Here is a 12,028-nt window from a genome sequence, read left to right as displayed (position 1 = left end):
GCTGTGGAGCAGGCAGCCGAGGAATACGCCACGGACTAATCATCCTGGTTGATAAACAGAACTGAGGCCTTCTCGCCTCCGAGGAAATTCGGAGGTGAGAAGGCCTCAGTTCTGTTCCCAGCTGGGAAGGAGGCTACTTGCTTTCTGCCTCAGTGGTGTCTTCAGCAACAGCTTCCTCGGAAGCAGGTATTGCTTCAGAGGCTGGCTGCTCAACGATAGGATCCGGAGTTGGCTCCTGCTCGCTGACCTCTTCCCCGACCTCTTCCCCACTTCCATCAGGGTCAACAGCATCGATGGAGTCATCCCATGGTGCAACCGGGATATCGTCGTTGCTGTCGTCTTCATCATCGATGAGAGATTCTTGACCAGCGATGACGGCCTGTGGACCGGTAGCGCGTTCACGCAGTATGTCGATCTTGGCTGCCATGCCGTCAAGAGTGGCGTTGATATACGCACTGGCATTGTCGGTGGAGTACTGCGATGCGATCTCGACAGCTTCCACGACAGCGGTGGTGACAGGAACATCCGGGTTGTAGATCATTTCCCAGCAGGCAACGCGCAGTACTGCACGGTCGACTGAGGGGAGTCGCTCCAGAACCCAGGTCTCTGCGATGTGCTCGGAGAGGAACACATCAATGGCATCGAGTTCGACGGCTACGCCGTTGATGATGGCTTCGGTGTATTCAGCCACCGGGGCAACGGCGGGTTCGATGGCACGGGATAGTTTCCGGCGGTCATCGATGATCGCTACTGGGTCCACATCACGGGACTCTGCCTCGAAGAGGATGTCCACGGCACGACGGCGTGCCTTGTAGCGGGATCCATGGCGCTTATAGCCTTGTCGACTCTCACTCACGTTGAGTTCTTAGTTCCTGTTCAAATGGTGAAAGCTATCCTCCGGCGTAACTGCAGGCAGATAACTTTTCGGGGTGGTACTGGAAATTCTTTAAAGAATCTTAGTTGTTGACGCGGGAAAGGTAGGAACCGTCGCGGGTGTCCACCTTGAGAACGTTACCGGTCTCGATGAACAGCGGGACCTGGATCTCGGCGCCGGTCTCCAGGGTTGCTGGCTTGCTGCCACCGGTGGAGCGGTCACCCTGCAGACCCGGATCGGTGTGCTCGACACGCAGATCCACGGATACAGGCAGCTCAGCGAAGAGGGCTTCACCTTCGTGGAAGGACACCTGGACGCGCATGTTTTCAAGCAGGAAGCGGCCAGCGTCGCCGAAGGCTTCAGGGCTCAGCTCAAACTGCTCGTAGTTCTGATCATCCATGACAACGAAAGAGTTACCGTCGTTGTACAGGTAGGTCATGTCGCGGCGATCAACAGTTGCGGTCTCAACCTTGACACCTGCGTTCCAGGTCTTGTCAACGTTTTTTCCGGTGACAACGTCCCTCAGCTTGGTGCGCACGAATGCTGGGCCTTTGCCCGGCTTGACGTGCTGGAATTCAACGATCTGCTGCAGCTTGCCGTCGACCTTGAGTACAAGACCGTTCTTGAAATCAGCGGTAGATGCCACGCTTATGATCTCCCTTGTTTTGCGTAGTGGGCGCCTCTCATCCAAAAGGCCCCTGAGGGGCCCTGCCAAGGGATGAGGACGATTAGCTAACCTAGATTACACCACGCGGAGGTCCTTACTCACCTTGGTGATGATTTCCGGTGCTCCGTGAGTGATGATCAAGGTATCTTCAATGCGGACGCCGCCTTTGCCAGGAACATAAATTCCCGGCTCAATGGTGAGTGTGGAACCCTCTTCGAGGACCCCGACGGAGGTCTTCGAGGCTGATGGTCCCTCATGAACCTCAAGGCCGACGCCATGGCCGGTTGAGTGCACAAAGTACTCGCCATAACCTGCATCTTCAATGACCGAGCGACAAGCCTTGTCAATATCCACGAGTTCGGTGCCTGCGTAGGCAGCTTCCACACCAGCAAGCTGGGCACGCAAAACCACGTCATAGATCTCGGTTTCAAAATCTCCCGCCTCACCCATGATCAGGGTGCGGGTCATATCGGAGTTGAATCCACGGGCATGTGCACCGAAATCGAGGGTGACCAAGTCACCACGCTGAATGACGCGGTCTCCGGCGTTGTGGTGTGGCTTTGCGGAGTTCGGGCCAGAAGCCACGATGGTGTCAAAGCTGGTGCGTTCTGCGCCGAGCATGCGCATGCGGTACTCGAGATCAGCCGCAACCTGACGTTCGGAACGACCTTCAGCAAGTTCACCAGCAGCCAGCACATCTTCAAATGCCTGGGATGCCAGTGCCGCCACCTCACGGAGACGGTCCAGTTCAAAGGGGTCCTTGCGCAGACGGATGGCCTCCACGTTGCCGGAGACAGGAATCAACTGCACATCTTCCCCGCGAACCTCCTGGTAGCTCTCAAGCTGGGCCACTGTGGTCTGTTGTGCCTCATATGCCACGCGGCGGGGGCCTTCGACGGTCGCCAGCAGTGAGGTGGCTGAGGTGCGTTCAATCAGCGCCTCAATATCCGGGACTTCTTCAGCGATCTGAGTGACATAGCGTCCATCGGTGCAGATCCGTGCAGACAGATCCTTATTCAGGAGCAGTGCACCGTTTGATCCGGTAAAACCACTGAGATAGCGGACGTGGATCGGGCTAGTCACCAGAATCGAGTCAATCCTCTGGGCTGCCAGCTTGGCAGCGAGTGCTCGCCTGCGGGTAGCAAAACGTGTATCAGCCAAAGCCATGTGTATCGCTCCTTCTCCCCCGCTGCCACCATCACTTTGAGGGATGGACGGCGCGGAGAAACTTGTCTCTGCATTTTTACTCAAAGGTTATAGCCAATTTAGTACGAGAATCACGCCGAGGAGAGCATTTGCCAAAGAGCGGGTGTGTCAGGCTTTCTCTGAAGCCAGGTATTCCAGGGCCAGTTCATAGCCCTTGACTCCTAGACCAGCGATGACGCCGCGCGCAATCGGTGACAGGTAGCTGTGGGCCCGGAAAGGTTCACGGGCATGAACATTAGATATATGTACTTCCACGAAGCCTGTGCCGTCGGCAATCTCTGCCAGAGCGTCGCGTAATGCCACCGAAGTGTGGGTGAATCCACCGGGGTTGATGATGATCGCCCAACCCTGATCAGCCGCATTGTGGACGGCGTCGATCAGCTCACCTTCGTGGTTGGATTGGACGAAGCTGACCTCCACAGCCAGCGCCTCTGCCCGTGTACGCACCATGGTTTCCACATCAGCCAGTGTGGTGGAGCCATAGACCTCCGGCTGTCGTTTACCTAGACGGTTGAGGTTGGGTCCGTTGATCACCAGAACATGCATGCGTGTTAGTTTCCTTATCCTGCTAAAGCGGTGGTTAGCTGCTGATGGCCTCGTAGGCACGGACCAGTTCTTCACGGGTGGGGCCTTCAATGCGAGTGACATCTCCGACATCCTTGAGTGCGACAAAGCGGATGTGTCCATCACGGTTCTTCTTGTCGCGGGTCATGCCTTCGTAGAGTTCCTCGAAGGCACCTGCCTCATAGGTCGTCGGCAGACCGATCGCCTGCAGGATCACACGGTGGCGTTCCAACAAGGCGGCGTCGATAAGGCCCAGGTCATGGGAGAGGTGGGCGATGAACATCGTTCCCACCGCCACCGCATTGCCGTGGCGCCAGGTGAAATCTTCACGCAGTTCCACCGCATGGGCGAAGGTGTGGCCGTAGTTGAGGATCTCGCGGAGGTTGGATTCCTTGAGGTCAGCGCTGACCACGCTACCCTTCACCCGTACGGAACGCGCGATGAGTTCTGGGAGGTGGGAACCCTCCACCTCTTTCTTCAGACAAGCTGCCGGGTCTGATTCGTAGAGGCGCAGGATCTCCTCATCGGCGATGAATCCGGTTTTGATGATTTCAGCGGATCCGGCAATGATCTCCTCATCCGGAAGGGTCAGCACGCGGTTGAGGTCAATGAACACCGCATCCGGTTCATGGAAGGCACCGACGAGGTTCTTACCAGACGCTGTGTTGATGCCGGTTTTGCCACCGACGGCGGCATCCACCATGCCCAAGACCGTCGTGGGTACCTGGATCACGCGGACGCCACGCATCCATGCGGCTGCCACGAAACCAGCGAGGTCCGTGGCTGCTCCGCCACCGATACCGATGATGATGTCACGGCGGCCGAAGGCGGCGTCGCCCAGCTTGTCCCAGCATTCACCGGCTACGGCAAGCGACTTTCCAGCCTCAGCGTCTGGAACCTCGAGGTGCAACACCCTCAGGCCGGTAGCCTGCAGGGCTGCATCGATCTCCGCAGCAACCTCTGCCAGCGCGGGCTGATGCAGCAAGGCCACCTGGGCGGCACCTGAGTCCTTGGCATGCTCAACGATGAGCGGAGTCAGGTCTGTACCGATGACGACATCATAGGGGGATGCGCCGTTGACGCTGACGGTATCAAAAATGTTGGTGCTCACGTTCAGGATGCCTTTCAGAAGGTTGTCCAGCGATTAAACAGCTGACCGCCGGTGAAGGAACTGGTGGGAATCTATTCGTTTTCCAGGTGGTGGAGAACTTCAGCTACCACCTGTTGTGGACTACGGGAATTGGTGCGCACGCGGAACGTGGACACCTCCTGGTAGTAAGGTCGACGTGTTTCCAGGAGATTACGGTAGTGCTCTTCCGGATTTGCCGCCTTCAGAACCGGACGGGTGCGCTCCCCCGCGGTACGGCGGATGCCTTCCGCGACGGACACATCAATCCACACCACGTCATGCTCTTTCAGCAGTTTCCGGGTGGATTCAGTGAGGATTGCGCCACCTCCCAGGCTCACCACACCATCGTGGTGAAGAGCCTCGGCTACATGGTGTGCCTCCAGCTCGCGGAATGCGGGCTCGCCCAGTTCACTGAATACTTCTCCGCAGGCCTTGCCCATGGCTACCTCAATGAGTTCATCGCTATCAACAAGCTCTACTCCCAATGCGTGTGCCAGACGCCGACCGATCGTGGACTTGCCGGCACCGGGTGGGCCAACCAGAACAGCAATGGGACCTGAGGAGTTATTCACCGTCGTTGAACTCCATCCGTTTGTTCAGACGCTCCAGGTAACAGTCGATATTGCACTTGGTTTCTTCAAGGGAATCGCCACCGAACTTGGTTAGGACCGCACGTGCGAGCACCAGAGCCACCATGGCTTCTGCAACAACACCTGCAGCTGGGACAGCACAGACATCAGAGCGCTGGTGGATTCCGGTGGCTGCCTTGCCGCTGGCCATATCCACGGTCTTGAGTGCACGTGGCACAGTGGAGATCGGCTTCATGGCAGCACGGACCCGCAGGGTTTCCCCGTTGGTCATGCCGCCTTCAATGCCACCGGCACGGTTGGTGGTGCGGTACACACCATTGTCATCCCGGACCATCTCATCATGGGCTTCAGAACCACGACGACGGGCTTCCTCGAAGCCATCGCCGACCTCAACCCCCTTGATGGCTTGGATGCCCATGAGGGCACCGGCCAGCTGGGCGTCCAGTCGGTCGTCGCCAGAGATGTGGGAGCCCAGACCAATGGGGAGACCTTCCACGATGACCTCAACGATGCCGCCGAGGGTGTCGCCAGATTTCTTTGCCGACTCGATCTCAGCGATCATGGATTTCTCGGCGTCCTCACCGAAGGAACGCACCGGGGACTCATCAATGGCGGTGATGTCGGCGAAGGTTGGGTCTGGTCCCTCATAAGGGGTGGAACGACCAATGGACACCACGTGGGAGAGCACCTCTACACCGAGGGCTTCGCGCAGGAAGGAGCGGGCAATGGTGGCTGCTGCCACGCGAGCTGCAGTTTCCCGGGCAGAGGAACGTTCAAGAACATTGCGGGCATCATCGAAGCCGTACTTCAGCATGCCGGCAAAGTCTGCATGCCCTGGGCGTGGGCGGGTCAGTTTTGCACCACGTCCAGAAGACATGGCTGCCACATTGTCCGGATCATCCATGTCCAGTGCGTCTGAGGACATGATGGTGGTCCACTTGTCCCACTCGGTGTTGCCGATCATCACGGCAATCGGGCTGCCGAGGGTGCGGCCGTGGCGGATGCCGGTGAGGAAGGTCAGTTCATCCTGTTCAAATTTCATCCGTGCGCCGCGGCCATAGCCGAGTCGGCGTCGGGCGAGTTGATAGGAGACCTCATCCTTGGTCACGGGCACACCGGCCGGCATGTGCTCAACTGTGGCAATCAATGCCTGGCCGTGGGATTCACCTGCTGTAGTCCATCGAAGCATGTCTAGCATTATCGCATGGAGAGACAAACAATCCTCAAACAGCCCTCCCTATCCCACCAGGTGAGATAATTTAGGTGCTTCACAGTGCATAACTCAGCATCAGTGCACCGCAGGTGGCGATCCCCATGCCCGGACCATGCGGCACCCTCCGATCAACCCTCTCCCCCATGCGTGGATGCGAATATACTGCGGCCAGAATGACCGCCAACATGATTGTGAACAATGATGCCCCCACCACCGCGATCATCCAGGCCTGTGTGCCCCCGGCTGCCGCGACCGTACCCAACCCCAGTGAGAACTTGATGTCTCCGCCACCGATGCCTCCCATCACCCCGGCGGACACCAGATACAGCAGGAACCATCCCATGCCTCCGATGAGCAGCCGGGGTTCCACCGCCAGTGCCCATAGGCCGATGACTGCCGCACCCGGCAGGGTCAGGTGATCAGGAAGGCGGCGGGTACAGATATCCCACGCCATGAGGAACGCGACCCAGACCACGAATGCCTGGGTGAAGATGAAAAGGACCATGCACTGTTTGACTGTCAGTGCATGGTCCCCGGTTCCCTGGATGTCAGAGAATATTTAAAATTATGGTTCTAAGAGGTGAACGCCAATGATGCTTCCAGCGCTGCCCTCATGGCCTCCTGTGGTGCAGATTCGCCTGTGTACTGCTCGAACTGGCCATAGGCCTGACATGCCAGCATGACATGTCCGCCCACAGCGGCAATCCCCCGGGAACGGGCGACAGATACCAGTGGCGTGGGCCAGGGATCGTAGATCACATCCAGCACAGGTGCATGGGCCAGCTGTTCCTCCAGACCGAGGATGCCGGCTGATGGTACAGCCGAGATGAGCACGGCGGCAGCCTTGGTTTCAGCTTCCAGAGCACCATCGAGAGGAGCATAGGACAAGGTGGTATTGGAGGTGTCGAAAAGTGGTGCCAGCTCAGCTGTGCGATCGCTACGGTTGATCACAGTGATATGTGCCACGCCTGCTTCCAGCAGAGCCCACACGGCAGGGCGTGCCGTACCGCCACCACCAACCACAACGGCCCGCTGGCCGGTGAGCGCACCACCCCCCAAGAGTTCTCCCAGGGCGCCCTTGATGCCATCCGCATCAGTGTTATCGGCACGCCATCCGGCATCTGTGCGCACCAGTGTGTTAGCCGAACCAATCTGTCGGGCACGCTCAGTTGTTTCATCAGCAAACTCCAGTGCTGCGAACTTCGCCGGCATGGTCACGGAGAAACCGCGGTAGGTCTCATCAGCCCCATTCACAAGTGCAGGCAGTGACTCAGCATCGCATTCAAAGCGCTTGTACTCCCAATGATCCAGACCCAGCGCCGCATAGCCGGCATTGTGCAGGATCGGTGAGAGGGAATGCCCAATCGGCTGGCCGAGCACCGCCGCGCGGTGCGTAACCTCGGGTGTCAGTTCCGGTGTGCTCTGCGGTGAAATCTGTTCAGTCACTGTTGTTGTCCTCTACCTAGCGGTTACTGTCCAGCACGCCACTGTCCAGTGCGCGCATGGTGTCTTCCTGGTGTTGTTCAAAGGTGTCGTTGAAGACGGTGGTGCCATCAACGTCGACGGTGACAAAGTACAGCCAGTCGCCTTCCGCAGGGTTTTCCATGGCATGAAGTGCTTCCATGGATACTGCTGCGATCGGGGTTTCCGGGAGACCATCCATGGCATAGGTGTTCCATGGGGTCACAGCTTCACGGTCAGCATCGGTGGTGGCCACCTCAACCTCGGAGAGTCCATAGTTGACGGTGGAGTCAAACTGCAGGCGCATCGGCTCTTCCAAGCGGTTGAGGATTACACGTGCCACCTTGTCAAAGTCACCGGCTGGTGCTTCACGCTCAATCAGTGATGCCGCGTTGAGCAGTTCATAGGGGGTCAGGTTGATGGCTTCGGCACGGGGGACGATGCCGGATTCCTCCAAGCTGGTGGCCGAACGGGTGATCAGGTCGGTGAGAATACCCTGGGCATCCGCAGATGGGTTGACCACATAACGGCCCGGCAGGATGAGACCTTCAAGTCGCTTGGGATCATCGCCACGGGCTTCTACAGCGGCGACTGCCCACTCAGGCACACCGAGTTCTGCCGGAGCAGTGTTGGCTCCAACATCCTGCAGCTCCTCTACACTGATGCAGCTGGTGGAGCCTTCGGTGCAAGTGACCTGGGCGATCTGTGAGTAGATGCCCGCACGGGTGTTGCCACCAACGACGGTGACATCCATCAACGTTGCGCCACCATAGATATCAACCAATTCCACCTGGTTCGCAGGATCCAGTAATGCTGCCACTGCTGAAGCTCCACTCATCTCCTCCTGAAGACGGTAGAAGCCCGGCAGAATGTTTCCTGCATCCGGGTTTGCTGTTGCCGCTGTCTGGAAAGCAGCATTGGTAGCAACGATGCCTCGCTCTTCAAGCTCAGGTCCAAGCTGGGACATGGAGGACCCTTCCGGGATCTCCACCAGCTGGACCATGCCATTGCCGGAGCCTGCAAAGTCATTGACGGTGTTTTCCTTGTTCGAGGTAGCTACCCCGATGTAGATAACAGCGCCGATGATGAGGATCAGTGCTGCGATGACCACTGCGAGGAAACGCTGGCGCCTTTTCACATACACAGGTTCCATTCGTCGTTTCTTAGCGGACCCCATGCTGGACCCCTTTGCCTTATTGGTCATCGTGGGAGGTTTCCCTTCTCTCATCGGTGTCTTCTTGTCCTTCACGTGCTGCAGCTCGACCATCAAGCCAGGATTGCAGGATCTCCACCGCTGCCGCCTGGTCGATGACCTTACGGCCGGCCTTCTCACTGACCCCAGATGCCCGCAGTGCCTGGGTGGCCACCACCGTGGTGAGCCTTTCATCACCCAGTCTGACTCTGACATCACGACTACCGCTGTTTAACCGGCGGCGGATACGAAAGGCAATCTCCTTGGCCTGTTTCACACTGGCGGAACCATGGCCCTGGAGGTCCCGGGGTAAACCGACGATGACCTCCACCACCTGGTATCCATCAATAATGGCCAGGAGCCGGTCAATATCGCCTTTATCGGGACCTTTGAGTCCGGATTCCCTGGGAACGGTTTCTACAGGCATGGCAAGGCTGGCATCGCGGTCGGATACCGCCACGCCGATCCTCACAGTGCCGACATCCAATCCCAGGCGTCGGCCTGGCCCCGGATCATCAAGTCCAGGGGTGTCTGGGGTGACCTTCATCAGGTTAAGGGTGACCTTTCTTCTGAGTCTGCGTTGTGAACCCATTTAGCGCAGTGTGTCTCATTGCACATCAATCTAGTCGGATTTCTGAAGCGGTGACGCATCAGGGGGCTGTCCAACCCCCGGTAGAACTGAAGAACCGGGGCCCTCTTATCTAAGAAGACCCCGGTCTTTTCAACTCACCAGGTTTCTTGAATCCCGCGGGTTGGTTGAGGCTACAGGTTTTCCAGCTCAGAGCGGACGGCGTTGAAGGCCGCATCCAGGGCATCGGCATTGGTGCCGGAGCCCTGTGCCATATCCGGCTTTCCGCCACCGCGTCCATCAATGTAGGAACCGATCAGCTTGATCAGGTTGCCGGAGTGCACGCCATGAGCGACAGCCTCCTTGGTGGCACCGGCCACGAATGGCACCTTGGTGCCGTCAGCGGAACGGGAGGCCACGATGACAAGGCCTTCCCCGCTGCTGAGCTTGTCGCGCAGGGTGGTGGCAAGCGTACGCAGGTCCCCGGCTTCCACACCATCCTGGATGCGGACCAGAACGGCACGCACACCGTTGATCTCCTCAGCCTGCGCCAGGTATTTATCGGACTTGGCGGCGAGTTCCTTGCGACGCAGGGCGTCGATCTCCTTCTCCGCCACCTTGAGCTTGTCCAGCAGCTGGGCGATGCGCTCGGGCAGTTCCTCGGAAGGAGTCTTCAAGGAGCTGGCCAGAACTTCAGCGAGTGCACGTTCCTTGGACAGGTAGTTAAAGGAGTTCAGGCCGGAGTAGGCCTCGATGCGGCGGACGCCGGAACCGATGGAGGACTCACCCAGGAGGGTCACAGGGCCGATCTGGGAGGAATGCGCCACGTGGGTACCGCCACACAGCTCCATGGAGAATGGTCCACCGATCTCGACCACGCGGACCGTATCGCCGTAGTTTTCACCGAACAGTGCCATCGCACCCATGGCCTTGGCCTCTTCGAGGGAGGTTTCCACGGTGTTGACGGCCCAGTCGGTGTCCACAGCCTCGTTGGTGATGGTCTGGATCTGTGCGATCTGCTCAGGGGTGAGCTGATCGGTGTAGTTGAAGTCGAAGCGCAGGTAACCCGGCTTGTTCATGGAACCTGCCTGAACAGCGGTTGGTCCAAGAACCTGACGCAGTGCGGAGTGGATCAAGTGGGTTGCGGTGTGTGCCTGGCGTGCGGCATGGCGCCACTGCTTATCGACGGCTGCCACGACTTCATCGCCCACAGCGAGTCCACCATTGGCCACCACGGCCTTGTGGACCCAGAGCTTCTTGCCGATCTTCTGGACATCCTGAATATCCAGGACGGTGTCGCCCATGGTGATCTGACCACGGTCACCGAGCTGTCCACCGGATTCTGCGTAGAGCGGGGACTGATCGAGGATGACCTCAACCTCCTGACCCTGCGCTGCCTCATTTACCTTGGCACCATCGCTGAGCAGGCCGAGGACGCGAGACTGTGACTGCAGTTCCTCGAAACCGGTGAAGACGGTGGGGTCATTGTCCACCCACTCGCGGTAGATGGACAGGTCGGCGTGGCCGTGCTTCTTGGCCTGGCTGTCAGCCTTGGCACGGGAGCGTTGCTCAGCCATGAGGGATTCGAAGCCCGCAACGTCAACCTCGAGACCTGCTTCTGCAGCCATCTCCAGAGTCAGGTCGATCGGGAAACCGTAGGTGTCGTGCAGGGCGAAGGCCTGTGCACCGGCGACGGTGGAGCTTCCGGAGGACTTGATGGAGGAGGCAGCCTCTTCAAAGAGGTGGGTTCCGGACACGAGAGTCTTGAGGAAGGCACGTTCTTCCGTGATGGCCACCCGCAGGATGCGCTCGCGGTTCTCGGCGATCTCTGGGTAGGACGGGGTCATGGTGTCCATGATGGTGTTCATGAACTTCTCCATGGTCTCACCGGTGGCACCGAGCAGACGGGCGGAACGGATGATGCGGCGAAGCAGACGACGCAGGATGTAGCCGCGTCCCTCATTGCCCGGGGTGACGCCATCGAGGATGAGCATCATGCCGGTGCGGGAATGGTCGGCGATGACACGGAAGCGGATATCGCTGGTGGTGTCTTTTCCGTAGGCGGTGCCGGTGAGGGTTTCAGCTACATCGATGACAGGACGCAGCAGGTCGGTCTCGTAGACGTTCTCCACACCCTGGAGGAGGCAGGCAACACGCTCGACACCCATGCCGGTATCAATATTCTTCTTGGGAAGATCACCGATGATCTCGAAGTTGTCCTTGCCCAGGCCCTTGCCGCGTTCCTTGCCCATGAAGACAAGGTTCCAGATCTCTAGGTAACGGCCGTCATCAACAGCCGGGCCACCCTCCTGGCCATACTTGGGGCCACGGTCATAGTAGATCTCTGAGCAGGGTCCGCATGGTCCCGGGACACCCATGGACCAGTAGTTGTCCTCCATACCCAGGCGCTGGATGCGCTCGGCTGGAACACCGATCTTCTTCTCCCAGATTTCTGCAGCCTCATCATCATCCAGGTACACGGTGACCCAGAGACGCTCCGGATCCAGGCCATAACCGCCCTTTTCCACTGAGTTGGTCAGAAGGCTCCAGGCATGGGTGATGGC

General features: G+C 58.6%; 12 protein-coding genes. All 12 read right to left on the bottom strand.

The features are described 5' to 3' along the window. Positions 1-133: 133 nt before the first annotated feature. Entirely contained in the window at positions 134-856 is a 723-nt protein-coding gene (nusB, locus tag Q0M74_RS09930; protein ID WP_293953950.1) for a transcription antitermination factor NusB, read from the bottom strand. A gap of 100 nt (positions 857-956) precedes the next feature. Then, on the bottom strand, positions 957-1,520 hold the full coding sequence (gene efp, locus Q0M74_RS09925) for an elongation factor P (protein ID WP_293953948.1): 564 nt from the start codon (positions 1,518-1,520) through the stop codon (positions 957-959). 96 nt (positions 1,521-1,616) lie between these two features. Continuing rightward, complete coding sequence (locus tag Q0M74_RS09920; RefSeq protein WP_293953946.1) at positions 1,617-2,708, bottom strand: aminopeptidase P family protein; 1,092 nt, start codon at positions 2,706-2,708, stop codon at positions 1,617-1,619. A gap of 147 nt (positions 2,709-2,855) precedes the next feature. Then, positions 2,856-3,293: a type II 3-dehydroquinate dehydratase gene (gene aroQ, locus Q0M74_RS09915; protein WP_293953943.1), complete on the bottom strand. Its 438-nt coding sequence runs from the start codon at positions 3,291-3,293 to the stop codon at positions 2,856-2,858. A gap of 34 nt (positions 3,294-3,327) precedes the next feature. After that, positions 3,328-4,428 carry a 3-dehydroquinate synthase gene (aroB, locus tag Q0M74_RS09910; protein WP_293953954.1) on the bottom strand — a complete coding sequence of 367 codons (1,101 nt, stop codon included), beginning with the start codon at positions 4,426-4,428 and terminating at the stop codon, positions 3,328-3,330. A 65-nt stretch (positions 4,429-4,493) separates the two neighbouring features. After that, positions 4,494-5,012, bottom strand: coding sequence for a shikimate kinase (locus Q0M74_RS09905; protein ID WP_293953941.1), 519 nt, complete (start codon positions 5,010-5,012; stop codon positions 4,494-4,496). Further along, positions 5,005-6,219 (bottom strand): chorismate synthase, encoded by a 1,215-nt coding sequence (gene aroC / locus Q0M74_RS09900; RefSeq protein ID WP_293953939.1) that lies wholly within the window; start codon positions 6,217-6,219, stop codon positions 5,005-5,007. Before aroC ends, Q0M74_RS09905 begins: the two co-directional genes overlap by 8 nt. A 79-nt stretch (positions 6,220-6,298) precedes the next feature. Continuing rightward, complete coding sequence (locus Q0M74_RS09895; RefSeq protein ID WP_293953937.1) at positions 6,299-6,748, bottom strand: prepilin peptidase; 450 nt, start codon at positions 6,746-6,748, stop codon at positions 6,299-6,301. Positions 6,749-6,816: 68 nt separating this feature from the next. Continuing rightward, the gene (locus Q0M74_RS09890; protein WP_293953952.1) at positions 6,817-7,653 is read right to left on the bottom strand and encodes a shikimate dehydrogenase; all 837 of its coding nucleotides are present in this window, start codon (positions 7,651-7,653) and stop codon (positions 6,817-6,819) included. Between the two features lie 52 nt (positions 7,654-7,705). Continuing rightward, on the bottom strand, positions 7,706-8,908 hold the full coding sequence (gene mltG, locus Q0M74_RS09885) for an endolytic transglycosylase MltG (RefSeq protein WP_293953935.1): 1,203 nt from the start codon (positions 8,906-8,908) through the stop codon (positions 7,706-7,708). Further along, positions 8,898-9,443 (bottom strand): Holliday junction resolvase RuvX, encoded by a 546-nt coding sequence (gene ruvX, locus Q0M74_RS09880; RefSeq protein ID WP_293953933.1) that lies wholly within the window; start codon positions 9,441-9,443, stop codon positions 8,898-8,900. Before ruvX ends, mltG begins: the two co-directional genes overlap by 11 nt. 215 nt (positions 9,444-9,658) lie before the next feature. After that, the coding region (gene alaS, locus Q0M74_RS09875; RefSeq protein WP_293953931.1) for an alanine--tRNA ligase at positions 9,659-12,028 on the bottom strand (2,370 nt) is incomplete at its 5' end.

Source organism: uncultured Corynebacterium sp. (assembly GCF_945649885.1).
GTDB lineage: Bacteria > Actinomycetota > Actinomycetes > Mycobacteriales > Mycobacteriaceae > Corynebacterium.
This window is presented reverse-complemented; position numbering and strand designations above follow the sequence as displayed.

Bases quoted from the DNA above. Each gene is read 5' to 3' on its own strand.
- Q0M74_RS09895 (WP_293953937.1), bottom strand. From the start codon at position 6,748: ATGGTCCTTTTCATCTTCACCCAGGCATTCGTGGTCTGGGTCGCGTTC.
- aroQ (WP_293953943.1), bottom strand. From the start codon at position 3,293: ATGCATGTTCTGGTGATCAACGGACCCAACCTCAACCGTCTAGGTAAA.
- Q0M74_RS09920 (WP_293953946.1), bottom strand. From the start codon at position 2,708: ATGGCTTTGGCTGATACACGTTTTGCTACCCGCAGGCGAGCACTCGCT.
- ruvX (WP_293953933.1), bottom strand. From the start codon at position 9,443: ATGAAGGTCACCCCAGACACCCCTGGACTTGATGATCCGGGGCCAGGC.
- aroC (WP_293953939.1), bottom strand. From the start codon at position 6,219: ATGCTTCGATGGACTACAGCAGGTGAATCCCACGGCCAGGCATTGATT.
- mltG (WP_293953935.1), bottom strand. From the start codon at position 8,908: ATGACCAATAAGGCAAAGGGGTCCAGCATGGGGTCCGCTAAGAAACGA.